31 protein-coding genes and 1 other RNA gene are annotated in these 23,247 nt (G+C 45.2%); 21 read left to right on the forward strand and 11 right to left on the reverse strand.

Annotated features, from left to right (window positions below):
* Positions 1–412 precede the first annotated feature (412 nt).
* The 3 genes from B5J93_RS06510 to B5J93_RS06520 all read left to right on the forward strand — a co-directional run bounded on the left by B5J93_RS06510 (position 413) and on the right by B5J93_RS06520 (position 2,980).
* Positions 413–1,261, forward strand: coding sequence for a substrate-binding periplasmic protein (locus B5J93_RS06510; protein WP_079325649.1), 849 nt, complete (start codon positions 413–415; stop codon positions 1,259–1,261).
* 52 nt (positions 1,262–1,313) lie between these two features.
* Positions 1,314–1,671: a transfer-messenger RNA gene (gene ssrA, locus B5J93_RS06515) on the forward strand.
* 190 nt (positions 1,672–1,861) lie between these two features.
* Complete coding sequence (locus B5J93_RS06520) at positions 1,862–2,980, forward strand: tyrosine-type recombinase/integrase (RefSeq protein WP_079325650.1); 1,119 nt, start codon at positions 1,862–1,864, stop codon at positions 2,978–2,980.
* Positions 2,981–3,013: 33 nt separating this feature from the next.
* On the opposite strand, the gene B5J93_RS06525 is transcribed toward B5J93_RS06520, so the two are convergent.
* The 10 genes from B5J93_RS06525 to B5J93_RS06565 form a co-directional block, all read right to left on the reverse strand.
* Entirely contained in the window at positions 3,014–3,202 is a 189-nt protein-coding gene (locus B5J93_RS06525; protein ID WP_079325651.1) for a hypothetical protein, read from the reverse strand.
* Positions 3,203–3,241: 39 nt separating this feature from the next.
* A complete protein-coding gene (locus tag B5J93_RS06530) occupies positions 3,242–3,619 on the reverse strand; it encodes a DUF551 domain-containing protein (RefSeq protein ID WP_079325652.1) in 378 nt (125 codons plus the stop codon).
* A gap of 51 nt (positions 3,620–3,670) precedes the next feature.
* Entirely contained in the window at positions 3,671–4,501 is an 831-nt protein-coding gene (locus B5J93_RS06535; protein ID WP_079325653.1) for a DUF2303 family protein, read from the reverse strand.
* Positions 4,502–4,510: 9 nt separating this feature from the next.
* The gene (locus tag B5J93_RS06540) at positions 4,511–4,843 is read right to left on the reverse strand and encodes a hypothetical protein (protein WP_079325654.1); all 333 of its coding nucleotides are present in this window, start codon (positions 4,841–4,843) and stop codon (positions 4,511–4,513) included.
* 2 nt (positions 4,844–4,845) lie between these two features.
* Entirely contained in the window at positions 4,846–5,094 is a 249-nt protein-coding gene (locus B5J93_RS06545; RefSeq protein ID WP_079325655.1) for a hypothetical protein, read from the reverse strand.
* Positions 5,094–5,390 carry a hypothetical protein gene (locus B5J93_RS06550; RefSeq protein ID WP_079325656.1) on the reverse strand — a complete coding sequence of 99 codons (297 nt, stop codon included), beginning with the start codon at positions 5,388–5,390 and terminating at the stop codon, positions 5,094–5,096. Before B5J93_RS06550 ends, B5J93_RS06545 begins: the two co-directional genes overlap by 1 nt.
* The gene (locus tag B5J93_RS06555) at positions 5,381–5,734 is read right to left on the reverse strand and encodes a hypothetical protein (protein ID WP_079325657.1); all 354 of its coding nucleotides are present in this window, start codon (positions 5,732–5,734) and stop codon (positions 5,381–5,383) included. Before B5J93_RS06555 ends, B5J93_RS06550 begins: the two co-directional genes overlap by 10 nt.
* Complete coding sequence (locus B5J93_RS13700; RefSeq protein WP_167432596.1) at positions 5,731–5,904, reverse strand: hypothetical protein; 174 nt, start codon at positions 5,902–5,904, stop codon at positions 5,731–5,733. Before B5J93_RS13700 ends, B5J93_RS06555 begins: the two co-directional genes overlap by 4 nt.
* A gap of 199 nt (positions 5,905–6,103) precedes the next feature.
* The gene (locus B5J93_RS06560) at positions 6,104–6,946 is read right to left on the reverse strand and encodes an exonuclease domain-containing protein (protein WP_079325658.1); all 843 of its coding nucleotides are present in this window, start codon (positions 6,944–6,946) and stop codon (positions 6,104–6,106) included.
* A 9-nt stretch (positions 6,947–6,955) separates the two neighbouring features.
* Complete coding sequence (locus B5J93_RS06565; RefSeq protein ID WP_079325659.1) at positions 6,956–7,621, reverse strand: helix-turn-helix domain-containing protein; 666 nt, start codon at positions 7,619–7,621, stop codon at positions 6,956–6,958.
* A 114-nt stretch (positions 7,622–7,735) separates the two neighbouring features.
* Here B5J93_RS06565 and B5J93_RS06570 point away from each other — a divergent pair, with 114 nt between their 5' ends.
* The 7 genes from B5J93_RS06570 (at position 7,736) to B5J93_RS06600 (ending at position 14,670) form a co-directional block, all read left to right on the forward strand.
* Positions 7,736–7,957: a transcriptional regulator gene (locus B5J93_RS06570; protein ID WP_079325660.1), complete on the forward strand. Its 222-nt coding sequence runs from the start codon at positions 7,736–7,738 to the stop codon at positions 7,955–7,957.
* Between the two features lie 70 nt (positions 7,958–8,027).
* Positions 8,028–10,715, forward strand: coding sequence for a DUF5906 domain-containing protein (locus B5J93_RS06575; RefSeq protein ID WP_079325661.1), 2,688 nt, complete (start codon positions 8,028–8,030; stop codon positions 10,713–10,715).
* 327 nt (positions 10,716–11,042) lie between these two features.
* A complete protein-coding gene (locus B5J93_RS06580; protein ID WP_079325662.1) occupies positions 11,043–11,468 on the forward strand; it encodes a hypothetical protein in 426 nt (141 codons plus the stop codon).
* Positions 11,469–11,562: 94 nt separating this feature from the next.
* Positions 11,563–11,865 (forward strand): HNH endonuclease, encoded by a 303-nt coding sequence (locus tag B5J93_RS06585; protein WP_079325663.1) that lies wholly within the window; start codon positions 11,563–11,565, stop codon positions 11,863–11,865.
* A 140-nt stretch (positions 11,866–12,005) separates the two neighbouring features.
* A complete protein-coding gene (locus tag B5J93_RS06590) occupies positions 12,006–12,530 on the forward strand; it encodes a hypothetical protein (protein WP_079325664.1) in 525 nt (174 codons plus the stop codon).
* A 57-nt stretch (positions 12,531–12,587) separates the two neighbouring features.
* Entirely contained in the window at positions 12,588–12,986 is a 399-nt protein-coding gene (locus tag B5J93_RS06595; RefSeq protein WP_079325665.1) for a DUF3310 domain-containing protein, read from the forward strand.
* Entirely contained in the window at positions 12,937–14,670 is a 1,734-nt protein-coding gene (locus tag B5J93_RS06600; RefSeq protein WP_079325666.1) for a terminase large subunit, read from the forward strand. Before B5J93_RS06595 ends, B5J93_RS06600 begins: the two co-directional genes overlap by 50 nt.
* Here B5J93_RS06600 and B5J93_RS06605 read toward each other — a convergent pair.
* Positions 14,667–14,867: a hypothetical protein gene (locus B5J93_RS06605; RefSeq protein WP_079325667.1), complete on the reverse strand. Its 201-nt coding sequence runs from the start codon at positions 14,865–14,867 to the stop codon at positions 14,667–14,669. The two genes, B5J93_RS06600 and B5J93_RS06605, sit on opposite strands and share 4 nt — an antisense overlap.
* Positions 14,868–15,253: 386 nt before the next feature.
* Between B5J93_RS06605 and B5J93_RS06610 the strand changes: the two genes are divergently transcribed.
* The 11 genes from B5J93_RS06610 to gp17 all read left to right on the forward strand — a co-directional run bounded on the left by B5J93_RS06610 (position 15,254) and on the right by gp17 (position 23,239).
* Positions 15,254–15,892 (forward strand): HK97 family phage prohead protease, encoded by a 639-nt coding sequence (locus B5J93_RS06610; RefSeq protein ID WP_079325668.1) that lies wholly within the window; start codon positions 15,254–15,256, stop codon positions 15,890–15,892.
* On the forward strand, positions 15,889–17,226 hold the full coding sequence (locus B5J93_RS06615; RefSeq protein ID WP_079325669.1) for a phage major capsid protein: 1,338 nt from the start codon (positions 15,889–15,891) through the stop codon (positions 17,224–17,226). The genes B5J93_RS06610 and B5J93_RS06615 overlap by 4 nt, the downstream gene beginning before the upstream one ends.
* Positions 17,227–17,323: 97 nt before the next feature.
* On the forward strand, positions 17,324–17,707 hold the full coding sequence (locus B5J93_RS06620) for a hypothetical protein (RefSeq protein ID WP_079325670.1): 384 nt from the start codon (positions 17,324–17,326) through the stop codon (positions 17,705–17,707).
* On the forward strand, positions 17,707–19,020 hold the full coding sequence (locus B5J93_RS06625; protein ID WP_079325671.1) for a phage portal protein: 1,314 nt from the start codon (positions 17,707–17,709) through the stop codon (positions 19,018–19,020). Before B5J93_RS06620 ends, B5J93_RS06625 begins: the two co-directional genes overlap by 1 nt.
* Positions 19,020–19,307, forward strand: a complete 288-nt coding sequence (locus B5J93_RS06630) for a head-tail connector protein (RefSeq protein WP_079325672.1) — start codon at positions 19,020–19,022, stop codon at positions 19,305–19,307. The genes B5J93_RS06625 and B5J93_RS06630 overlap by 1 nt, the downstream gene beginning before the upstream one ends.
* 8 nt (positions 19,308–19,315) lie before the next feature.
* A complete protein-coding gene (locus tag B5J93_RS06635; RefSeq protein ID WP_079325673.1) occupies positions 19,316–19,651 on the forward strand; it encodes a phage head closure protein in 336 nt (111 codons plus the stop codon).
* Positions 19,641–20,180 (forward strand): HK97-gp10 family putative phage morphogenesis protein, encoded by a 540-nt coding sequence (locus B5J93_RS06640; protein ID WP_079325674.1) that lies wholly within the window; start codon positions 19,641–19,643, stop codon positions 20,178–20,180. Before B5J93_RS06635 ends, B5J93_RS06640 begins: the two co-directional genes overlap by 11 nt.
* A 56-nt stretch (positions 20,181–20,236) precedes the next feature.
* Positions 20,237–21,274 carry a thermonuclease family protein gene (locus tag B5J93_RS06645; RefSeq protein WP_211278857.1) on the forward strand — a complete coding sequence of 346 codons (1,038 nt, stop codon included), beginning with the start codon at positions 20,237–20,239 and terminating at the stop codon, positions 21,272–21,274.
* Between the two features lie 351 nt (positions 21,275–21,625).
* Positions 21,626–22,492, forward strand: coding sequence for a phage antirepressor N-terminal domain-containing protein (locus B5J93_RS06650; RefSeq protein WP_079325675.1), 867 nt, complete (start codon positions 21,626–21,628; stop codon positions 22,490–22,492).
* 1 nt (position 22,493) lies between these two features.
* On the forward strand, positions 22,494–22,763 hold the full coding sequence (locus B5J93_RS06655; protein ID WP_079325676.1) for a hypothetical protein: 270 nt from the start codon (positions 22,494–22,496) through the stop codon (positions 22,761–22,763).
* A 44-nt stretch (positions 22,764–22,807) separates the two neighbouring features.
* Complete coding sequence (gene gp17, locus B5J93_RS06660) at positions 22,808–23,239, forward strand: DUF3168 domain-containing protein (protein WP_228144890.1); 432 nt, start codon at positions 22,808–22,810, stop codon at positions 23,237–23,239.
* Positions 23,240–23,247 lie beyond the last annotated feature (8 nt).

Consider the following 23,247-nt stretch of genomic DNA (forward strand, 5'->3'; position numbering starts at 1 on the left):
GGATTGGGTAGTTTTGCAGGATGTATAATGATTTTTTATTTATTGTTAATTATTTGTAAGTGTATTTAAATAAATGAATATTTGTTTATTGATGCATGATTGTTTATTACAAATGTATTAATCATTTAAAGTAATTTTTATAAAAATAAAATGGTTTTGTATTTTTATTGATTAATGAATTTAAGATTGCTATAAGTGTTCTTTATTTATAAAAATTATTTTAAAATCAATATGATATTAATAAAATAGTTTATCAATGTTTATATATAACAAATGTATTTAATTATTTATTGCTAATTTTAATTGTATTTTATACAATGCACGCCGATATTGAGTATGATTATTGTTAATATATGTACTTAATATTGTTTAAACTTTAAATATAAAACATAACAAATAGTTAGGGGCTATTATGAAATATACTTCGTTTTTAAGTCGATTTGCCGTGATTGGTGTAATATGTGGTGCAGGGCTTTTGTCAGCCTGTGGCGATAAAGAACCGACAACAAATACAGGGGCAAAACAAAATGCCAATCCTGATAATGCCAAAACACTCAAAGTGGCGGTAAACAGTGGTATGTCGCCTTTTGCTTATATTGACGGTAAGGGTAATCCCATTGGTTTTGATGTAGAATTGGTTCAGCAGATTGCTAAAAAGAATGGCTATGAGGTTAAATTTAATATCTTGCCATGGCAGGAGATGTTTAAGTCAGTAGAGCAAGGGACGAGCGACCTTGCCATCTCATCCATCTCTTATACGCCTGAACGTGAAGGTAAGTATCTGCTCAGCAATCCTTATGTGTATTTACCTGCGGGTATTTTATCCTTGGATGGTAAAGCAGATATTGATTCTGTGGCAGATTTAAAGTCACTAAAATTAGGTGTGCAAAAAGAAACGGTATTTGAAAACTTTGCCCGTGATAATGGCATTGACCAAGTGGTGGCTCAGGACAAGGTGTTTTTGAGCTTTCAGGATTTGGCAAATGGTAAAGTGGATGCCATTATTAGCGACAAGCAAATCGTTCAACACATTGCCAATGCACATCCTGAGTATAAGACCAAACTGTTAGAACATGGCGATGCAAATGACAAGGGTTCATATGCGGTCGCGGTGGCACCCAAGGGCAAGACGCAAGTGATTGAGATGTTCAATCAGGGGCTGGCAGACATGAAAGCCTCTGGCGAGTTTCAAGCATTAGAGCAAAAATGGTTTGAAAATACTGGTGGCGAGTCGGCACAGACAGCTAAGAAATCAAGCTAGGTCATGTATAACCCTTGATTTGAATGATGATTTTTGTTATAATCAAGCCATTGGGGATGTTCTGGCTTCGACGCTGGTAATGAAACCTAATGATGCACGTCAAGAGCGTATGCCTCTTGTCAATCAACATACATTTAAAATAGTCGCAAACGACGAAACTTACGCACTAGCAGCCTAAGGGCTACTTGGGTCGGCACAGATTGCCTTTGGTCTGGTTGCTCACCCCGATGCGAACGCACAAAGGATAGCATCTGTTAGCGTTGCGATGACAGGTGCGAACTCTTAGCAAATCGTCCAATCCACCCTGACTGTCGGGTCGGTGCGGATTAAAGCCAAAGACAGACTCTAAGCGTGTAGAGTCATGGGCGTAGTGCTGGCGGACGCGGGTTCAACTCCCGCCATCTCCACCACCTATCAAAATCACTAAAAATCATCAAGTATTTTTAAGTGTCATAAACCATCAAAAAAGCCTTGTAAATCAAGGCTTTTTTATTATCTTGTTGTATCTCATAAAGTCATCGTGTATCATAGTAAATCAACGAACATCAAACGATTTTACACACACGGCGACACACAGCCACACACGAGATACACACACCAATGCTTACCGATAACAAAATCAAAGGGCTAAAACCCACCGAAAAACGCTACTCGCTATCAGCAGGCGAAGGCTTATCCATTGATGTCATGCCAACAGGTCGTAAGTCTTGGGTGTTAGAATACACTGCCCTTGGCAAACGAAAACGCAAAAAACTGGGCGAATACCCAGCTGTCAGCCTAAAACAAGCCAGAGAGCTTGCCACCAAAATCAAAGACAATGCAGGACTAACGCCCATCACAGTCAGCGAACTCATTCATGAATGGGTGGAGCTGTACAGCAAGCAATGGACAAGTGAGAAGTACAAATACACCGTCATCTATCGTCTGACCTACATCACCAATGATTTTAGAGATATGGCAGTGGCAGATGTCAGCCGTGCGATGGTATCCAAGGCAGTGAGCCAAATGGTTGCACAAGGCACATACGAGACTGCCAAACGCTCATTACGCCTACTGTCTCAAGTATTTAACTACGCCATCGCCCACGAATACGCCCAAAATAACCCCTGCACGCTGGTTGATAACATCATACCCACCCACACCGTGCAAAATATGGCAACATTGTCCGCCGATGAGATGACTGATTTTTGGCAAACCATCAGAAAAACACCCACCATCGGACTTGCTCCTGTTGCTTTGTCGCTGGCAAATTATCTGGCGGTGCGACCTAGTGAGCTTTGTAAGGCAACATGGGACGAATTTGATTTGGATAAGGGCGTGTGGATTATCCCTGCCTATCGCATGAAAACACGGCTTGAACACGCCGTCCCACTTGCCAGTCAGCCCTTAAAGATATTAAAGGAATTGCACGGCTCACGCATTGATGACGGCTTTGTTTTTAAACATCACAGCAACCCTGCCAAGTCCATGCCGATTGAAAGTGTGTTGGCGGTTATTAAGCGAGCAGGCTTTGGCGGTCGCATGACCACGCACGGCTTTCGTTCGCTGTTTTCTACCGTGGCAAATGACAGTGGACTTTGGCGTGCTGATGTGATTGAAAGACAGCTTGCTCACACCAAAAAAGATGTCCGTCATGTTTATAACCGTGCTGAATACTGGGACGAACGAGTGGCACTCATGAGCTGGTGGGCGGACATTGTGGCAGGTTGGCAGGCATAAAAATAGGGGCGTTTTGCCCCTTGGATTAGATGGTTATGATACGGTCGTGCCGTTAATTTCTTGCTCGATACGCTTAGCGTTTTCCAATGTCCAATATACCTTATTGCCACGCTGGGCATTGGGTGGGTATTTGGGTCGGTAGTAAGTCTTAAAAGTATTGACGCACACGCCCAGTCGTTTCGCCATGTCTTTTTGCGTGAGCCATGTGATTGAGTTCATCATCGTTTATACTCCATCGGTTAAATATTCATTTTTACAATATTAAAATGGCATATCATCATCGGTAAATTCATTTGGATTTGCCATCAAGTACGCCCAATGTGTAATGCCAACCGCTTGCAAATATTCTTTATCGTCAAATTGATGAATTGGAAGATATACCGTTTGGCGTTGCCTTTGTTTTCGGTCGCCATAATAAACCAGATATTCATCAGGGCGTGGTGGTAATTTTGCGTTAATACTAATCCAGCCATCATTGTCATCAATGACCCTTAACAAATCAGTATGGGCTTTTTGACCCAGCTCCAACGCTTTTTGGTAATTTTGGTTATTGTCAATACCCAACACATCAAAACGCACGCCACTCAAATAATGCAAACTGTCTGCAAGATTGGCAGCTATTGCCAGCAATTTAATCATTTCACACCCCAAATACAGCCACAAACCTCGTGGCTGTATGCTTTTCCAAAATCAACCTTGAAATTTACCAAAGAACAAGCAAAATTCAGAATCCAGCTTATCTTTGACCGCTTGCAAAAAGTCATTCGCCAACTCTTCGGTCAAAAGCTCATAACCTACGATGGACAGCGTAAATTCAGGCTTGCCATTGGCGGTGTTGATAGACAATCTAAGCCGTACGGTTTTTGGCTCGCTTAGGGTCTCATACAGCGTGTTTTTGATTTCAAAATACGCTGGCAACAGCCCTGCTTGCGATTTGACCGCCACCGTTTCAAGCCGTGAGCGAGACTCTCTAAAATTACCGACTTGGCTCGTGCTTTCGGCAAGCTCGTCAATTTTCATGTCTCGGATAACAGCGATGGCTTTTTTCATCGGGATCTCTTCGCCATTTTCGTCCAAAGCAACAAACTGACCACCCCAATCTTCTAAGAACACCGCAAAGTCTTTTTGGCTGACACGCCCATAATTATGCAAACCAGTGATTTTTTTATACACCTTGGTCGGCTTGGCGGTCAGTGCCGCACAAAAATCACAATGCCCCATCGGATAATTGTCATCGCCAAAGTTCAGCACCGCCATCGCTTCCATCGCTGATTTGTCAATAAAAATCTCAGTATTTGCTGCCGTGCCATGCACTTCAACAAATTCACCGAATGAATCCAAATCATCAGTGCTAAATGTGCCACGCTTACGAGTGCGAGCGTTCAAAAAATTATCAATCGTACCAAGCTTAACGTTACCGTTATAAGCAATGCCATTGTCGCCAAATTTAAGGATGTCTGGACGTGTTAAGTCGGCAATGACTGCTAAGTCAGACTCGTGATTTTCAAAAATGTTTGTCATAATAAGCTCCTATGCTTCTTGACCGAAAAGTTGATTTTCATAAAATAGACTTACCCTGCCGTCCGTGTGACAATACATGGACGTTTCACGGGCATAGTCTTCTTTGCGTGTGCCAAAGGTCTCAGGGGCGGTGTAGTCGAGCTTATGCTTGACTTGGATTTGCCCCATACCTTTCTCGCCAATGGGACTGACATCAAAGGTCAGTTTGATTTGACCTTTTTTGCCCGTGGCGACCACTTGACTGCATACATCGCTGATGGCAACACCGATTTGTTCGGCAAAGGCACCAGCGGTTAAATCTGTGATAAATTCACAGGTGTCGGTTGCTTTAAATTCACTCATCTTTATCCTCCGAGTGGTTGGTTACGTTGATTATTTTGATAAAATTTACCGTCTTTTTCCACCGCCACCGCACTCAGTACGGCTTTGGCGGTTTTGGCAGACAGTCCGATGACCCGTTGCACACTCGCTAGGGTCATGCCCTGTGGGTGTTGGTACAGCAGGTGCGATGTCTGATAGCATAATGTCCCAAACACCCAACGCTCGCCACGCTTTTTGTGCAGTATTGCTTCATTGGGGATATAGCTTTTCATCACACGCTCCTTTGGGTGTTGTAGGTGCTAGATACATAGCCCAGTGCATTAACGATAAACAACCGCTCACTTGGTAACACTTGCTTATCGTTAATCTCACGCACATGGTTAGACAGCCACGATAGATGACAATACACCACAAATAACGCTGACAAATCAATCACACCTTGACTTGCCACGCTTTTTTCATAAGTCAAAAGATGAGCGATGGCATTGGTTTTATAAATCTTGGCATGGGCGGTAGTAAAGCTGATTTTGGCAAGCTCACGGCGGATTTTTGCAGGAGTCAAAACCATTTTTTATCTCCCAAGTGCTTGGCGAGATACGCTCTTGCAGCAGCCTCTTCGGTCTCGTAGATGGTTCGCACCGCCTCGTTCTTGCCACTATACACCAACATAAGCACGCCACCTGCAAAATCCACACTCCAACGCTTGTTGCCATTGTCGTCATAGCCATATTCTGCTGCTTCGATGACAAAACCAAACCCGCCTGTATCATTAACCACGACATCTAGTGGCAACAGCTCCCTACCTGCGATGACACGCTCATCATCGCTAAAACGGTCAAGCTCACTCATGCGAGCCAGTAGAGCGTCAATGATGAGATTTGCCCCGTTGTCATGCTTGTTATCTTGTGTCATGGTCTGCCCCCACATCTCACGTTATAACCGTCTGCCTGCCATGACAGGCATTTTTGGTAGTCGGCTTCGGCTTGCTTTTCCAAGCCTACTACGCATGAATGCAAAGTAAGGGCAAGCAGGATGATAGATAATAGCTGTAACACCAGGTCTGATTTATTGATTGAGTTCATAAATTCACTCCTACTCAAATTCGGTGTGAAAATAATACTACTTTAAGTAGCATAAATCAATCCTTTAAAACTACTAAAAGTAGAAATAATTCATAAAATACTGATTTTAATAGTATTATTTTTCCTATTTTTTATAGTAAAAATTTATTAAAGGCGACAAAAAACCGCCCACATTGGGGCGGTCTAGGTACTTAGGGGATTATTTTATCAGGTTGAAAAAATCTTCTTCGCTTAAAAAGATGATGTCTTGACCTTTCTTGATGAGCGTTAGGGCTTTGCTTTCTTTGGTGCTCATGTCTTTACCATTTAGTTTTTCGGGTTCTGCCAGTCCTTTGACCAGATAATTGGTTTTACTATTGACACTGGGCGACACGTCAAACCCTTTGGCGTTAGCAAGGGCGGTCGCTTCACTCCTTGGAATGGATAACACCCCTGTGAATACCAAGGTTTCTCCGTAGTATTCTCCGTCTGGATTGCCTTTTAGTTTAGTGCGACTATTTTCATAATTTAAGGTCAGTGTTTTGTTAGCACGTTTAATAATGCCGTCCAAGTCAAAACGTGTTTCACGCATGGCACAAATTAACACTTGTCCCGCTACTTTGGCATCACTTAGGGCATCATGATGATTATTTAGCTCAATGTTTAAATAGTCACTTATACTTGCCAGTCCATAGCCAGCCCATGCAAACTCATTCCATGTACGGCGGACAACTTTGATGATGTCCAGCCACACATTGGGGATATTGCCAATCGCTCTATCAAGGGCGGTGCGGTCAAAAGAGCCGTATGAGCAGACCACGCCCTGTGCGAAGTATTGACGAATGATTGGCTCAATCTCAGAGATGGTCGGTGCGTGCTGTACGTCCGCTTCGTCAATGCCATGTATGCTGACATTCATGACATCAAAGTAGGTCTGTGGATTGACCAAGCTGACATATTCATCAATCAATGTCTCTCCGTCAAAGACAGCGATACCAATTTGGCAGATGGAGCTTAGATTGGCATTAGCTGTTTCCACATCAATAACAACAAAATTTTTCATAGATAATCCTTAAATCAAAACTTCTTTTTTCTCAATGACCACGCCTTGGATGACAAAGTTTTTAAAGCGACTATCAACAATGGCATAATCTTTGTTCAAGGGGACAAGCTGGTAATAGTCCTTACCTGTGGTCTCGTCAAAACAGCTACGCAGTTTTTTGAAAGTGATAGAGTTAGACTCAAATTCTTCACGGGCGATGACAAAGTCCCCACCTTTGGCCTGACGGTTGGGGTCAATAAGTAGCAAATCACCTTGGAAAAATCTTGGCTCCATGCTATCGCCTTTGATTCTTACCCAATACACGTCATCAGGATAGTCATCATCATAAGCAGGCTCAGTGTAGTTATATTCTAGCTCGCCCGTCTCATTAAAAATCCCTGCTTGCACCCATGTTAGTACAGGTATTTCACGCACTTTTTTCGCCACGCCGTCCACAAAACCATTACTCTGAAAACCTTCATTGCCAAAGCCCATATAAGCGATTGATACCCCAAAATAGTCCGCCAATTTCTGCATACCTTTTTCTCTGGGCTTAGCGATACCGTCTTTGTATCGTCTTATCATCTCATAGCTGATACCCGTAGCTTTTGCCACATCGTCCAGTTTGGCGTGTTTTTGTTTCATCAACTGCTCAACACGCTCGCCAAAGTCTTGATATTTTGCAGGTTCGCTCATGATTTACTACCCTTAGTAGAAAAATAAAACTATTTTACATGAAATTAACGCTTGATTCATCACTATTTTTAGTAGTATAATTCTACTACTTTAAGTAGTTTTTAGGTATTAAATATGGAAAAAACCCCGTTAGAGCGTGCCATATCTATTTTGGGTAGTACGTCTGCCCTAGCTCGTGCCATTGGTATTACGCCATGGGCGGTCAGTAAATGGGATAAGACTTGCCCACCCAAAGACAGATGTTTGGACATTGAACAAGCAACCCAAGGGCAAATCACTGCCGAGCAGTTACGCCCAGACATTAACTGGGATTACATTAGAAAAAGTGTTAAATAAACAAAAGCAAAAGCCCATTGGGGGCAACCAATGGGCTTAGAAGTGCTTACAAGCAAGCGAGTTTTATTATATGACAACTGATACAAAAATACAAGGGGAAAACAAACGCCCACCCCTAAATTTTGACTATATCCAAGACCAAGCAAACGGCTACTATGTCAGCCGTATCTTTCCTGCCGTGGGCATCAAGCTCAAAGGCAATGGTAAAAAACACCAATCTTGTCCTTTATGTGGCGGTTCAGACCGTTTTCGCTGTGACGATAAAAACGGCACAGGCTCATGGATTTGCAACCAGTGCGGAGCGGGCAACGGCTACACACTTGTCCGTGATTACACCCGAAATGACGCCTACGACACCCACGCCCTTATCGCTGACATCTTAGGCATTGACGGCGGTAAAGAAATCAGCGAAGCTGACCGCCAAGCATGGGCAAAAGCCCAAGCCGAGCGAGAGTCTGCCGAAAAACAAGCCAAAAAACAGGCTCGCCAAGCAGTTGCCAAGACCGCCCAATCTCGCTTTGGCAATGCCACTCCTGCCACCGACCACCCCTATCTGACCAAAAAGGGCGTACGCTCGCACGGACTCAAAGTGGACGACAAGGGCAACCTGCTGATCCCGCTATATTATCACAACACCAACACGGGCAACATCACGTTGTGCAATATCCAGTCTATCAGTGCAGACGGTAAAAAGCTGTTTATCAAAGACGGACTCGTGGGCGGTGCGTTTTTCACGCTTGGCGATACGGCTCGCTCGGACGTGATTTTTATCGCCGAAGGCTACGCCACAGGGGCTAGTATCTATGAGAGCGTGGGCGGTCATCACGCCACCATCATCACCTTTGACGCTGGCAACATGGTCAAATGCTCATCCATCATCCGCACGCTCTATCCGAATCATCGCTTGATTTTTTGTGCCGATGACGACAGGGCGACCGAACAAAAAACAGGCAAAAACACAGGACTAATCGCAGGGAACGAATCCGCCACGCTCACAGGGGGCGAAGTCATCAGCCCTGATTTTGGCGGTGATGAGCGTACACTCACAGGCGACTTGACCGACTACAACGACCTACACGCCCATTTTGGGCTTGATGTTGTCAAAGCTCAAATCACCCACGCCCTAAATCACCCACGCCCTAAAAAAGTGGCGGACGACAATCCAACTTACACGCTTGATTATTTGTTGGATAATTTCGCCCAAATCAAAGACATTGGCAAAATCACCAACAAAATCTATGACATTACCAACGCCATAGAGATGACCAAGACCCATTTTATCGGCATGGTTGGTAAAGAGCTTGCCAATGCGTGGCTGTTTAGCGGTAAGCAAAAGACGATAGACCGCAAAATCGTCCGCACCGAACAAGCCGAAGTAACCGCCAAAGAGTACAAAGACATCTTTGAGCAGTACTGGTACATCCAAGGCACCAAAGAAGTGTTTAATTTTAAGACAGGCAAACGCCAGCCGATAGAGACACTTCGCCTAGAATACCCCAATGAGTTCGACATCTGGAACAAATCCGAAAAACGCCAAAAAGTAGAATCGCATAATATTTGGTTTGACCCCACCAAACGCCGTGTCGCCATCGGCGAAAACTACATCAACACGTTCAAAGACCTAGCGATACAGCCTTTGACCGCTCATGAGCTAGGCATTGATGACGACCAATTCAATGAGTATTTGTTGCTTGGCATGTGTTCGCCCATCATTGAGCTGGTCAAATGCTTTTGTGGCAAAGACACACACGCCCTTGACTGGGTGCTAAACTGGCTTGCCATCCCCCTGCAAAATCTCGGCACCAAAATGGACACGGCACTCATCGTGCATGGACACATCCAAGGGGCAGGTAAATCACTGTTTTTTGACCGTATCATGAGACGGATTTATGGCGACTACAAGCTGACGCTAGGACAGGGGCAATTAGACAGTCAGTACAATGACTGGATAGAAGGCAAACTGTTTTCGGTCTTTGAAGAGATTTTGCAGGGCAAAGAGCGTTATTCACAAATGGGCATGGTAAAACAGCTCATCACAGGCGACACCGTGTACATTAATAAAAAGTTCGTCAGTGGCTGGACGCAGGACAACTTTGTTAACACTGTCTTTTTATCCAATGACATGCAGCCCTTATCATTAGATGAGAACGACCGCCGTCATGTGGTGCTATACCCCGAAGCGGTCATACCTGAGCATTTACGCCTTGCTGTATCGCAAGCATTGGACGGCAGTGATGAGCAGATGATACGAGCGTTTTATACTTATCTACTGCTAAAAAATGTCGGCACCCAAAACGCTCACAGCACCGCCATTACCACGTCTGCAAAAACCCGCCTACAACAAATCAGTATGGCAAGCTGGGAGCGGTTTTATACTTATTGGAAAAATGACGAATTGGACGTGCCATACATGACCTGCCTAACTGCCGACCTGTACGAATACTACACGATATGGTGTAAGAAAAATGGCGAGCGTGGCACATCTAGCACTAAATTTTTGACGTTTGTCGGCTTGCGTGAACATAAAGAACGCATCCGCTATCAATACAGCCTGCAAAATGGCGACAGCTTTATCCCCAAAAGCGGACAAAGCATGGCGTTTATCATCGGCTTGGACATGAGTAAAAAGCCCGACCAAAATACATTTGGTCTTTGCATATCTCGCTTTAAAGGTGCTATAATCCAAGCCCAAAACCCACACCCATCATCAAACACCAACAACCGCTCATCTTACGAAGACACCAACCCTTTTATCTAGTTCATAGTATGCAGGGTCTGTGCAGGGTCTAAAACAAACCCTGCACACCTTGTAAGCCTTACCACATCTAGCATTGCCCCAACCCTGTGCATTGTCGCAGGGGTTTTTATTGCCGATATAATGACAAAAATTTAATTTTAAAAAATTATCCCAAAAACAAAAACAACCCTGCACACTATGCACACCCTGCACAGATTATAATTTATCCTTTAAAATCAATGCTTTTTTAGAGCCAAAGTTGTGTATAGTACTGTGCATGGTCTGCAATATTTGACAAAACCCTGCACACCATTTAATAATTACACGTCATCACACCAAGGACTAACCATGACAAAACATCGCATACCCAAAGACCAGCTTGTCGCTGTTGCCGAGTCTTTTGCAGGGGTCAGCCGATTTGCTGACGCTTGTTATCGTTACTACTATTACCACGACCAAGCCAGTCGTGATTTTCTGCTATCATCATTGGCGGTAGAGTTTGCCGAACATCTGACAAAGATACCTGCCAAACATCATCAGTCCATCATCAATACCGCCCTGATAGAGATAAGCTACCCTCAAAAAAATCTTAGTCGCTCTACTTTTTGTGCAAAAGAGAGGGCTTGTTGTATGGGAATTAGTCGCCGTCAATACTATAACTTAAATGCAGGTGAAGCTATTGATAACATCATTGGCAATATCACAGGTATTGCCAAAGTTGTCGCTGGTAAGGTTCGTGAACAGCTTGGAATAAACTTAAAACTGGGCTATTGACAGATTGCACACTTTTTGCTATCATTTTGCCATAATCAATAATTGTAACTAACGCTAACGGCTCACGCTGTTGGCGTTTTTTGTTGGCAAAATTATGGTAAAACTAAGCACCTTACAACCCCGCTTAAAACCAACCGCCACCCACACCCCAAAGAAAAACTGGGGCAAAGGTCGTGGCGGTCGAGCATGGCGACGACTTCGTGATGAGATTTTGGCTCGGGATAACTACACTTGCCAGTGCTGTGGTCGGGTTGGCGGACGGCTTGAGCTAGACCACATTGTGAATGTCGCCCAAGGCGGCACAGACGACAAGGCAAACCTACAAATCCTTTGCTACACCTGCCACAAACAAAAAACCCAGACCGAAAGCCAGGCGGGGGGAGTGCAACAATTTTAAGCTGATTTCACGGACACCACGCCCCCTCTCGTGTATAAAAAAAAATTGATTTGGGGGAAAATCTCCGTTTCTCCGCTGATGAACACAGTAACAAAAGTTACATAAAATTACATTATAAAGAATATAGAAAGGTTAAAAAAATGGCTATCACCGCAAAGCAGGAACGATACGCTCGTCTTGTGGCGAGTGGTATGGACTTACACACAGCCGCCCTTGAAGCTGGCTGTAAAAATCATGAAGCGGCTCGTAAATTTGTCGCAGATATGGCAAAGCGTGAGAATGTGCAAGCATTCATTCATCAGGTGCGGACGGTCAATACCGAACTAACCACACCAACCGAAAACTCTGCCACCGCCACGACTGACATTGGTTATCAGAATGCGTCAGCCATACCGACCGAGACGGATCAGGTACGACAAGCACCGACCACGCCCCAGTCGCCCTTGGAGTTTTTGACTTCGGTGTTTAATAATGTTGATGGCTTGTACACACCAAAAGAACGCATTAACGCCGCCATCGCTCTTTTGCCATACACTGAGCAGAAACTGGCTCAGACAGGCAAAAAAGAGGATGCCATTGATGTCGCACGACAAAAGAGCGAGAACAGCCCCTATGCCACCTTGTCTCGGCAGATGGAAATGCAATACAGTGGGCTGAAAAATTAAGCAAATCATCATTTATAGACCGCCAAATAAGGCGGTTTTTTTATGGGAGTAAGAAAAATGACGGACAAAACCAAAACCGACAGCGTGGATATGATTAACCACCCACCGCATTACACCAGTTGCCCGAGCGGGATTGAGTGTATTGAAATTGCCGAGCTGTTGCCGTTTTGCTTGGGAAATTGCTACAAATACCTGCACCGAGCAGGGTTAAAGGGTGATAAATTGACTGATTTGCAAAAGTCGCTATGGTACGCCCGCCGCGCTTTTTTAAATGATGAAAAATTGACCGACAAGGCAAAAATTAGAATCTTGGAAGTGGCAAGTCATCAAGATTTGCAGAAAAAAGAGCTTTTAACCCATTTTGTCCAAAAGACGGCTGGGGCGTTTTATTTATATTTATCAAGTTATGTTAGCCAGTACCAATACCAGCCCCACTTGGACGACTGCTCTACCTGACTGGGAAGAGCGGATTATAAAGGGCGAATCCCTTATCCCTTGCCCACCACTCTTTAAAGCACCGAGCGACATTGCGTTGCGTGTGTTCAAAGAGTTGGCGTTGGTTGATGTGATTGGTTGCCCCAAAATCGGTGATGTAACCCGTGATTGGGTCTATGACTTTGTATCAGTCATCTTTGGGGCGTATGACCCTGCTGTCAAAAAACGACTGATTAAGGAGTTTTTCTTGCTTATCTCAAAGAAAAACACCAAATCCACGCTGGCGGCTGGCATTATGCTAACCGCTTTAATTCTCAATGAACGCCAAAGCTGTGAGCTGGTGATTGTCGCACCGACAAAGGAAGTTGCCAACAACTCCTTTGACCCCATGCGAGACATGATAAGGGTGGACAAAGAACTGTCCGCCATTTTTAATGTGTCGGCTCATACCAAGACCATCACGCACCGCTCTACGCAGGCCACTTTAAAGGTCATCGCAGCAGAGTCCGACTCTTTGGCAGGTGTGAAAGCGACTTATGTGCTGATTGATGAGCTGTGGGTTTTTGGCAAACGCTCTGGGGCGTCGGCTATGCTCCAAGAAGCCAAAGGGGGGCTGGCAAGCCGACCAGAGGGCTTTGTGATTTATCTGTCTACCATGTCGGACGAGCCGCCCGCAGGCGTTTTCAAAGAAAAATTAGACTACGCAAGGGGCGTACGAGACGGCAAGATTGACGACCCAAGATTTTTGCCTGTGTTGTACGAGTTTCCGAAGTCATACATTGAGTCTGGCGAGTATATCCAGCCTGAAAATTGGTACATCACCAACCCCAATCTTGGGGCAAGTGTGGATTTGGAGTACTTACTTGATACCATCAACCGAGCCAAAGAAAGCCACGACAAAAACAGCCTACAAACCGCCCTTGCCAAGCACTTAAATGTAGAAATTGGCATATCGCTTAGAGCGAACCGTTGGGCAGGAGCAGAATTTTGGGAAAAGGCAGGACGGACATTTACGCTTGATGAGCTCATTGAAAAAAGTGAGGTCATCACCATGGGCGGAGACGGTGGCGGTCTTGATGACCTTTTGGGCTGTGCGGTAGTGGGACGCTTACCCACGCCAAAATACATCTACACCGATGACGGCGGTATTCGCCACGAGGTTAAGCAATGGTGGGTGTGGGTCAAGGCGTGGTGTCACCCCATCGCCCTAGAACGTAGAAAACAAGACGAACCCCGTTACCGAGATTTTGAAGCTGATGGCGATTTGGTCGTCGTTCAAAACGTGGGCGATGATGTGGCAGAATTTGCCGACATTGCCAAAAAGATTTTTGATAGTGGTAAACTTGACAAGATTGGTCTTGACCCAGCAGGAGCGGACGATATTGTCATCGCCCTTGAATCCATCGGCATTCCCAAAGAAAGTAAAATCACAGGCGTATCACAAGGCTGGAAATTGGGCGGTTATCAAAAGGTGTGCGAGCGTAAAATCGCCAGTGGCGACCTAACGCACGCCAACCAAGCAATGATGGCGTGGTGCGTGGGCAATGCCCGAGTGAAATTGTCAGGCTCAGGCGTGGCAATGAGCAAATCTGAAAGCGGTAACGGTAAGATTGACCCCGTCATCGCCATGCTAAATGCCGTTGCCCTTATGAGCCAAAACCCACAACCGCCTAAGTCGGCTGATGATGTGGGGGTTTATTTTTAGCCAAGCCCTTTTTCATACGCCCTGACAGCGTCCATGATCAGCTGATTTTGGGGGATATTTAGACGCTCTGACAGACTTTCTATCAAGGCAATGTCGTCAATGTGCAATTTTAAGCCCTTGGTCTTAAAGCCTCGTTTGGCATCAGAGTCGGCGGTGCGTTGGGTTTGGCTTTTTGGGGTGTTTGTGATTTTTGGCATTTGACAATTTCCTGTTTTATGCTAAGATAAAGCCATGGAGATGAGCGGTAGTTTCCCAACCGCCCCACCTTAGTAGTTCTGAGCTACCTTAGGTGCTTGGTATTAGTAAGCTGGTGTGCTTAATAGTACCAAGATAACAACAATGATTAAACGAACTAACATTGTTTTCTCCAGTTTGGTTAATACCAAGTGGCTTGATTGTTCCAGCAATCTTGCCACCACCTCCAAGACGATAACGCCTTGTTGATGTATATTGTAAGCTAACCAACAAATAAAGTCAAGTATTTTATGCGGTTTCGTGTAAATATTTGGCTTTTTTTATTTTCTCATCTATTCATTTTTAACCGCCTATCTGATATGGGCGGTTTTTTATTGGAAAAAATAAAATGACCAAAGCCTACTCCACCCTACAAATCAAATCGGTAACAGACACCGATGATGAGCGTATCATCACAGGCATTGCCACCACACCCAGCACCGATAGGGACGATGATATTTTAGAGCCGACAGGGGCAAAATTTGCCCTGCCGATTCCGCTACTTTGGCAACACAATCATAATCAGCCCATTGGCGAAGTGATACAGGCAACCATTACCGACAAAGGCATTGAGATTGTCGCCAAAATTGCCAAAATCGCTGATGATGGCAAATTAAAAGAACGCATTGACGAAGCGTGGCAATCTATCAAAAGTGGGCTTGTCAAATGCTTGTCGGTTGGCTTTAAAATCAAAGAATATAATTATCTGGAAAGCTCGTGGGGTTTACACATCAAAGAGTGGGAATGGTATGAGTTATCTGTTGTAACCGTCCCTGCCAATGCCGATGCGGTCATTACCAGCGTTAAGCAAATCAAAGACGCCTTTGATTTACAAAAACAGTGTCTGCCATTGCAACCAACCCCAAATCCACCGATTAACCCCATTGTACCACCACCAACCCCAACTACAAACCAAAACCAAAAAAGCAACCAGTCAGACGGCTCAGTTGCTTTAATTTTATCAAACAACGGAGTATCGTTATTATGACTTATAAGCAGCAATTAGCAAAAGTCAAAGCAACCATCACCCAAAAACAAAAGTCTATGGGTGACATCATGACTAAGGCGGTGGGCGAAAACCGCACACCAAATGACGACGAAGAGGCGCAAATTGCCCAAATCGAAGGTGAGATCAAGGCGTTGGAAAAGAATGCCGAACGCCTTGAAAAACTGATTAAATCAGTAGAAACCGCCCCAAATCCGACCGAGATTGGCGGTGAAAATCCAGAGCAAGCACAGGCATCGGCAATGGGCGAGCCTATCCCCAAAGAGAGTAAAAGCGTGAAAGTAGAATCCAACTTACCCAAAGGCATTGGCTTTGCACAAATGGCTCGTGCCAAAGCCCTATCTAGCAAACTTGCCAGCAAAGGCGAATTTGTGAGTGCCGCCGACATCGCCAAATCCGCAGGAATGCACCCCCTTGTCATTGCCGAGCTTGAAAAATCGGCGGTAGTGATGGACACCACAAACTCAGGCGTACTTGTGCCAACAAGCCCTCTTGTCAATGAATTTATTGAGCTGCTTAGAGCCCAAACCATCATTGATAAGCTCGCCAAATATATGCGAGCGGGCGACTTTGACGCTACCATCACAGGTATGGCAACAGGGGCGACATCGGCGTGGGTGGGCGAAGGCGACCCAAAACCCGTTACCAATGCCACCTTTAACAGCGTGGAATTAAAACGCCACAAAGTTGCTGGCATTGCCGTTTTGACGGACGAACTCTCCCGTTTTAATAAATTTAATGGCGACCGCCGCATCTTAGATGATTTGATTGAGTCTAACCGCCTACTGCTTGATTTGACCTTCATTGACGACCAAGCCCAAAGTGCCACCCGTCCTGCTGGGTCATTGCACGGGGCAACCATCATCAATGCTACAGGCAACGAAGAGGCACAAATTACAGCCGACCTTGCCAAGCTCCGCCAAGTCTTTATCAAGGCGAATTTGTCCTTGGCAGGAGCTCATTACATTATGAGTGAAACCCGAGCGTCCGAATGGGCGGAGCTGAAAAATCCGCTTGGTAATCCTGTCTTTACAGGGCTACAAGCATCAGCAGGCGAAAAAACGCTAAACGGCTTGCCTGTCATTGAGTCCGAAAGTGCTGGCAATATCGTGGAGCTTGTCAAACCAAGCGAATTTTATTTGGCAGACGAAGGACAGGTTGAAGTGTCATACAGCACCGAAGCCACCATCACAATGCCAAATAAAACGCTTGTACACTTGTTCCAAGAGAACAAAGAAGCTATCCGAGCTGAACGCTTTATTAGTTGGGCAAAGCGCCGTCCAATGGCAGCCACCGCCATCAAGTACGAAGATTAAGTGGTCATTTAACAAGACAAAAAACAGTCCTATCGCAGGGCTGTTTTTGTGTTTTGGTGTTGTACCTAGTATCAAAACACAAAAACAGGAGCAGCCAATGAAAATCAAATACCTAAAACCCGCCCCGAATGCCACCACAGGCGATGTTAAAGACATCAATACCGCCCAAGCCAAAATCCTTATCCAGCTTGGTTTTGCCGAAGTTTATGACGAAAACAACAGCGACAATGGCAATGCTGACGACTTATTTGGGCAGTTAGATGACAACCAAAACCCCGAAAACGAACCACCTACCACCAACCAAGAACCATCCGAAACCGAAACCGCCAAACCTACGGCAGACGACCAAGAACCGCCCAAAGCTGACGAAGTGAGCGAACAAGTGCAAGAAGTTGCAGAAACTACCCTTGCCGAACCTGCCACACCCACCGAAACCGCCAAACCCAAAAAGACCAAGAAAACCAACACGGAAAATAACTAATGGGCTTTTTTGATTTATTCCGCAAAAAATCGCTTACCCCTGCTCCGACTGGCGGTAACGGCTGGCTACCCATTATCAATGAACCCTACACAGGGGCGTGGCAAAAAAATGACGAGCTAAAACGCACCGATTTAACCAATTTTCACGCCATCTTTGCCTGTGTGTCGCTTATCGCAAGCGACATTGGCAAACTCAAAATGGACACAAAATCGGTACAAAATGGTGTACTTTTGCCTACCAAATCGCACGCCCAAAGACTACTAAAAAAGCCAAATCCCCACCAAACTTGGCAACAATTTGCCGAGAATTGGATAACTTCCAAGCTTTTGCGGGGCAATGCTTATATCCTAAAAGAACGGGATTTGTTTGGCGATATTTTTCGCCTATGGGTGCTAAACCCCGACCGCGTCAAAGTGCTTGTCTCGAACAAAGGCGAAGTGTTTTATCAAGTCAGCCACGACAAACTTTTTGGACTGTCCGAAACCACCGTGCCAGCCAGCGAGATTATACACGACCGCTTTAACTGCCTTTACCACCCGCTTGTTGGCTTGTCGCCGATTAGTGCCTGTGCGGTGTCGGCAGGGGTTGGCTTGGCGATACAAGGCAATCAAGCGACTTTATTTAAAAACGACAGCCGTCCATCTGGTGTTTTGTCTGTGCCAAGTGCTATTAGCCAAGCTCGTGCTGATGAATTAAAACTTCAATGGCGACAAAAATATACAGGGGCAAACAGGGGTGATGTGGCGGTGCTGGGCGATGGAGCAAAATATGAGCAGATTAGTCTATCATCTGCCGACACCCAAGCCCTTGAACAGCTTAAAATGACCGCTGAAATTGTCTGCTCGGTGTTCCATGTCCCTGCTTTTAAGATTGGGCTTGGCGTGGTTGCCACAGGGCAAAAGGTGTCTGACCTTAACGAGATTTATTATAGCGACTGTTTGCAACACTACATTGAAGCCATTGAGAACTTGCTTGATGAGCATTTGGGGCTAGAAAAAGGCACAGAAATCATCGCCGACCTAACCAGCCTTATCCGAATGGATAGTATGAGCCAAATGCTCTACCTTAAAGAAGGTACACACTCTGGCATTTTGTCACCCAACGAAGCACGGGCAACGCTCGGGCTACCGCCTGTTGTCGGGGGCGAGTCTCCGCTTATGCAACAGCAAAATTATAGCCTATCCGCCCTTGCCAAACGAGATAACAGCGAAGACCCATTCAATGCCAAACCCAAAGCCGAACCAACACCAGCAAAGGCGGTCAAGCCCCGTTTACGCATTCGGGCAGTTTTGGGCGATAAAGGGGGTAAATAATGACAGATTTTGCCACCCTTGACGAAGTCAAACACCATTTACGCTATGACGATGACAGCAATGACACAATTTTGGCAATTTACTTACAAACTGCCGAAAATGCCGTTAAAAACTACATCACAGACGAGGTTAAAGATGAAATGTTACCAAGCCTAAAAACCGCCACATTGCTGATGGTTGGTTATCTTGATGACAACCGCAACAGCGAGAACGGGGAAGAATTTGGCAACTTTTTACCCGCTCCTGTTCGTCAAATTTTAAGTCCGTATCGCACACCGACTTTCTAGGGGGAATAATGAACGCTACACCACTTCGCCACCGCCTAAAATTTTTCCGCCAGTCTACCACTCGCTCCGCAACAGGTGCGGTCAAAGTGGGGCAATGGGAACATACCCTAACCCTTTGGGGGCAAATTACCCCGTTATCGGTCAAGGATATTATCGCAGGGCAAGCAGCAGACAGCCAAATCACCGCAAGAGCCAAAATCCGCCACCGCACCGACATAGACGGCACCATGCGAGTACAGCACGCAGGGCGAATGTATGAGATTATGGGCGAGCCATTGGCGGATAATAACACAGGGCGTGAATATCTCACATTAGTGCTAAAAGGGGTTGCCGATGCAGATTAGGGGGCTTGATGAGCTTAATAAAAAACTACACCAACTGCGTGAAGAAGTAGGCAACAAAGATGCAGGCGGTGTGCTGTATGGCTCTCTCATGTTTGCTAGTACGCCGATGTATCAAGCCATCAGAGCCAAAGCCCCTGTTAGTCCTAGCATGTATCGACGGTATATGTCAGGCGGTCAAGGCACTGGCTATTATTATGATAAAAATGGCAAAAAACGCAGACGACGTGCCAAGCGTGGTACGGGCAAATACCAGATGCAAAACCCTGGTCTGTATCGCCAATCCATTAAACGCAGACGGCTAACCAAAGGGGTTAGTGCCAACATAGACGGAGCAGCCATTGCCATTTATGTGGCGGAAAATACAGGCAAGACTTTTGGTGATGCGTATTATTGGTTTTTTAATGAATATGGCACAGCTTACCAAGCCCCACGTCCCATTTTTCGTCCGACATTTGATGGTGGCTATGCCAATGCAGAAGTCCGCTTTGCCCAAAAGCTCGGGGAGCGAATTGATAAAATCATGGGCTAGTATTGCTATTTTGTTGCTAAATGTGTATTATGTAAGCTCTTTTGGTGGGAGTTTATATGCAAAAATTTCTGACAAGTCTAGGTACTGCTGGGGGCATTGTCATCATCATGATGGCTTTGCTGTTTATGCTCTTAAACTTTTTTGGTGGACTGTTGATGTTCGGTGCGGGCTTACTTGGTCTGCCACGAATACGCAATAAATTAAAAATAACAGGCAAAAAAGCCTTTGGTATGGGCTTTGTCTTGTACATTGTTGGCTTTTCCTTGGTTGTGGCGTTCACGGAAGCACCAGAGCGACAACCTGAAATGGTTCAAAGTACACCAAAACCACAAAGTATAGAGCCAAAACCTGTTGATGAAGTGCCACAGGCAACAGTAGAGCCAGTAACAGAGCCAGTAGCCCAAACTGTTGTTGTTCCTGCACCAATAGTTACCACGCCCCCAGTGGTTGCCGAAAACGAAAAAGCAGTGAGCAAATATGACGTGTCGTGTAAAATCGTGGGGGTTAGTGATGGCGACACCGCCACTTGTCTGACTAATGATAAAAAACAAATTAAGATAAGGTTTGACCAAATAGATGCTCCTGAGACGGGGCAGGATTTTGGCAGTGCGTCCAAAAAAGCTTTGTCGGATATGATTTTTGGTAAAACCGTTGAGCTTGACACCAAGGAACAGGATAAGTATGGGCGTACAGTTGCCGAAGTGTTTGTTGATGACAAAAATATCAATAAAGAAATGGTGGCTTTGGGTATGGCGTGGGCTTATCGTGAGTATGTTAAGGATAACGAATATATAGACTTGGAGACTAAGGCGAGACGAGATAGCCTTGGTTTATGGTCGCAACCTGATGCCATATATCCTAGTGATTTTAGGCGTGGCAAACGTGGCGAGCAGTCCATCCCTACTCAAACACAGCAAATCGCCCAATCACAAGAGAAAAGAGATTTGGCAGATAGTGGCGGTAAATGCGGTTCAAAACGAACTTGCAAACAGATGTCATCATGTGCCGAAGCTAAGCATTATCTTAATGTCTGTGGTCTATCTCGTCTTGATAGAGATGGTGATGGCATTCCCTGTGAGACTTTGTGTAAATAGTCACCCAACCCCAACTGCGGTGTTGTCCCCACAGTTAAACCCACTTTTTAACCAAGCAAGCGAAAAAACGCTTGCTTTTTTTTGTAACCTAAGTTAGTATAATCTCACTACTAAAATTCAGCGGTATCAAATCTCGCCCCGTTAGAGCGTTATTTTTATGCCTAAAATTTGTCAGTTGTTGCGATATATCAATAACTGAACAGAAAAACGCATAGCCACCTTCGTCTTATGACGGGTTGAGAGGCGTAATACAACACCCGTAAGGGAAATATGCCCGCCGTCTGAATCGGTAGTTGAGACCCGTTACCCTATTTGGGTAATGTTTGCTAACTAAAATTCAGGAGACATTTTATGTCAAATCAAATCCAAATCGTGAATTTTCACGACCAATCCCTAATCACCCTACAAAAAGACAATGTCGCTTATGTAGCAATGAAGTCCGTTTGCGACAATATCGGACTTGATTGGGAAGCTCAACGCCAACGCATTAGTCGTGATGAAGTATTAAATTCAACCGCCTGTATGATAAAGGCAGTTGCCACAGATGGTAAAATGCGTGAATTGCTATGCCTACCAATCCACTACTTAAACGGCTGGCTGTTTGGTGTAGATGTAAACCGTGTTAAAGAAAACAACAGAGAAAAACTCATCACTTACAAGAAAGAATGTTATCAAGCCTTACACGACTACTGGCATAAAGGCGTGGCGGTCAATGAGCGAATGGTGGTAAATACCCCAACCCTGTCCACCGTCAAAGAGCGAAACGGATTGGTGAAAACTTGTGAATGGTTTGTGCGTGTGGCAAGCTACCTAGATTATAGCGAAGTGTATAACCTTGTTCATCATCGCTTTAATGTGGATAAGCTATCCGAGCTAACAACTGAACAAGTCGGGCAAGCCACCGAATACCTACAAGGGCTACTGCTCCAAGCCATCGCCCAGCGTAGGGGGTTTAATCCCCAAACCCCTTTGCCACTACCACCGATGCACAGAGCTGATGTCGGCAAATACGATAACGATGGCGTATTATGGACACGGGTGTTAGAGCCTGATGAGCAGATTGTCAGAACCAGAGACATTCCACAGCTTATCATTAATGAGCCTTATATTGATGGCGAAACCTTGACCGCCATTAACTATGCGTCATCGGCACGGCTTGCGTCTATGCTAAAAAATCCGCCGTTTCTTAGCACGCTTGACAATGCAAAGGAGGTGTAAGATGATAACGATTGCCACCCCAAAAGCCCTGTTGGACGAAGCAGGCAGTGACATCAACAAATGCCTATCTCTTATCTATATGATGATGGAGTATTATGATGACGAAAATGATAGTGAAATCACGACACGCCTTGCCATCATCGCTGATATGCAAGAAAGTCTGGGCGACAAACTCAGAAAGTGCGGGGCGTATCTGGGCGAGATTGACCGTAAAAAACCTTGCACCAACCGCCAAAAGACAGACTTGGAGCGTCTGCCCAAAGTCGCCTAAGACCTTAAAAGTACTTGAAATTTAGACCAGTTTGGGGTATGATTTTGTCATACTCCCAAATTGTATGTTTGAACCGCCTATCTGATGATGGGCGGTTTTTTATTGCCCAAAAAAAGAGAAATCCCATGACCGCAAGCGAACGCATATACAGCCTGTTATCCGATCTGGTCGATGGGCGGTGTTATCCGCTGTTCGTGCCAGAGAGCGAAAAAAAGCCCCCGCCTTATATCGTGTACAGTATCATTTCCAACTTGCCCGATAATACCCTTGACGGCATTACAGGACACGAATGGGTGCGGGTGCAGATTGATGTTTATACCAAAGATTATGATGAGACCATCAGCTTGTCTGCTGATGCGGTCAAGCGATTAGACAGTATTACCCCGTCCATCTATGGCGGTACGACCTACCTGTATGATGACGGGCTGTATCGTGGCTTGATTGAATATGAATTCTGGCAAACTTTGCCAGAATAAAACTTAAT

It is taken from the genome of Moraxella equi, assembly GCF_002027555.1.
Lineage (GTDB): Bacteria > Pseudomonadota > Gammaproteobacteria > Pseudomonadales > Moraxellaceae > Moraxella > Moraxella equi.

Bases quoted from the DNA above. Each gene is read 5' to 3' on its own strand.
- B5J93_RS06525 (WP_079325651.1), bottom strand. From the start codon at position 3,202: ATGATGAACTCAATCACATGGCTCACGCAAAAAGACATGGCGAAACGA.
- B5J93_RS06520 (WP_079325650.1), top strand. From the start codon at position 1,862: ATGCTTACCGATAACAAAATCAAAGGGCTAAAACCCACCGAAAAACGC.
- B5J93_RS06555 (WP_079325657.1), bottom strand. From the start codon at position 5,734: ATGACACAAGATAACAAGCATGACAACGGGGCAAATCTCATCATTGAC.
- B5J93_RS06565 (WP_079325659.1), bottom strand. From the start codon at position 7,621: ATGAGCGAACCTGCAAAATATCAAGACTTTGGCGAGCGTGTTGAGCAG.
- B5J93_RS06560 (WP_079325658.1), bottom strand. From the start codon at position 6,946: ATGAAAAATTTTGTTGTTATTGATGTGGAAACAGCTAATGCCAATCTA.
- B5J93_RS06615 (WP_079325669.1), top strand. From the start codon at position 15,889: ATGACTTATAAGCAGCAATTAGCAAAAGTCAAAGCAACCATCACCCAA.
- B5J93_RS13700 (WP_167432596.1), bottom strand. From the start codon at position 5,904: ATGAACTCAATCAATAAATCAGACCTGGTGTTACAGCTATTATCTATC.
- B5J93_RS06545 (WP_079325655.1), bottom strand. From the start codon at position 5,094: ATGAAAAGCTATATCCCCAATGAAGCAATACTGCACAAAAAGCGTGGC.
- B5J93_RS06635 (WP_079325673.1), top strand. From the start codon at position 19,316: ATGAACGCTACACCACTTCGCCACCGCCTAAAATTTTTCCGCCAGTCT.
- B5J93_RS06595 (WP_079325665.1), top strand. From the start codon at position 12,588: ATGACGGACAAAACCAAAACCGACAGCGTGGATATGATTAACCACCCA.
- B5J93_RS06540 (WP_079325654.1), bottom strand. From the start codon at position 4,843: ATGAGTGAATTTAAAGCAACCGACACCTGTGAATTTATCACAGATTTA.
- B5J93_RS06655 (WP_079325676.1), top strand. From the start codon at position 22,494: ATGATAACGATTGCCACCCCAAAAGCCCTGTTGGACGAAGCAGGCAGT.
- B5J93_RS06510 (WP_079325649.1), top strand. From the start codon at position 413: ATGAAATATACTTCGTTTTTAAGTCGATTTGCCGTGATTGGTGTAATA.
- B5J93_RS06590 (WP_079325664.1), top strand. From the start codon at position 12,006: ATGGCTATCACCGCAAAGCAGGAACGATACGCTCGTCTTGTGGCGAGT.
- B5J93_RS06610 (WP_079325668.1), top strand. From the start codon at position 15,254: ATGACCAAAGCCTACTCCACCCTACAAATCAAATCGGTAACAGACACC.
- B5J93_RS06640 (WP_079325674.1), top strand. From the start codon at position 19,641: ATGCAGATTAGGGGGCTTGATGAGCTTAATAAAAAACTACACCAACTG.
- B5J93_RS06600 (WP_079325666.1), top strand. From the start codon at position 12,937: ATGTTAGCCAGTACCAATACCAGCCCCACTTGGACGACTGCTCTACCT.
- B5J93_RS06550 (WP_079325656.1), bottom strand. From the start codon at position 5,390: ATGGTTTTGACTCCTGCAAAAATCCGCCGTGAGCTTGCCAAAATCAGC.
- B5J93_RS06575 (WP_079325661.1), top strand. From the start codon at position 8,028: ATGACAACTGATACAAAAATACAAGGGGAAAACAAACGCCCACCCCTA.
- B5J93_RS06530 (WP_079325652.1), bottom strand. From the start codon at position 3,619: ATGATTAAATTGCTGGCAATAGCTGCCAATCTTGCAGACAGTTTGCAT.
- B5J93_RS06625 (WP_079325671.1), top strand. From the start codon at position 17,707: ATGGGCTTTTTTGATTTATTCCGCAAAAAATCGCTTACCCCTGCTCCG.
- B5J93_RS06580 (WP_079325662.1), top strand. From the start codon at position 11,043: ATGACAAAACATCGCATACCCAAAGACCAGCTTGTCGCTGTTGCCGAG.
- B5J93_RS06570 (WP_079325660.1), top strand. From the start codon at position 7,736: ATGGAAAAAACCCCGTTAGAGCGTGCCATATCTATTTTGGGTAGTACG.
- B5J93_RS06535 (WP_079325653.1), bottom strand. From the start codon at position 4,501: ATGACAAACATTTTTGAAAATCACGAGTCTGACTTAGCAGTCATTGCC.
- B5J93_RS06650 (WP_079325675.1), top strand. From the start codon at position 21,626: ATGTCAAATCAAATCCAAATCGTGAATTTTCACGACCAATCCCTAATC.
- B5J93_RS06605 (WP_079325667.1), bottom strand. From the start codon at position 14,867: ATGCCAAAAATCACAAACACCCCAAAAAGCCAAACCCAACGCACCGCC.
- B5J93_RS06645 (WP_211278857.1), top strand. From the start codon at position 20,237: ATGCAAAAATTTCTGACAAGTCTAGGTACTGCTGGGGGCATTGTCATC.
- B5J93_RS06585 (WP_079325663.1), top strand. From the start codon at position 11,563: ATGGTAAAACTAAGCACCTTACAACCCCGCTTAAAACCAACCGCCACC.
- B5J93_RS06630 (WP_079325672.1), top strand. From the start codon at position 19,020: ATGACAGATTTTGCCACCCTTGACGAAGTCAAACACCATTTACGCTAT.
- B5J93_RS06620 (WP_079325670.1), top strand. From the start codon at position 17,324: ATGAAAATCAAATACCTAAAACCCGCCCCGAATGCCACCACAGGCGAT.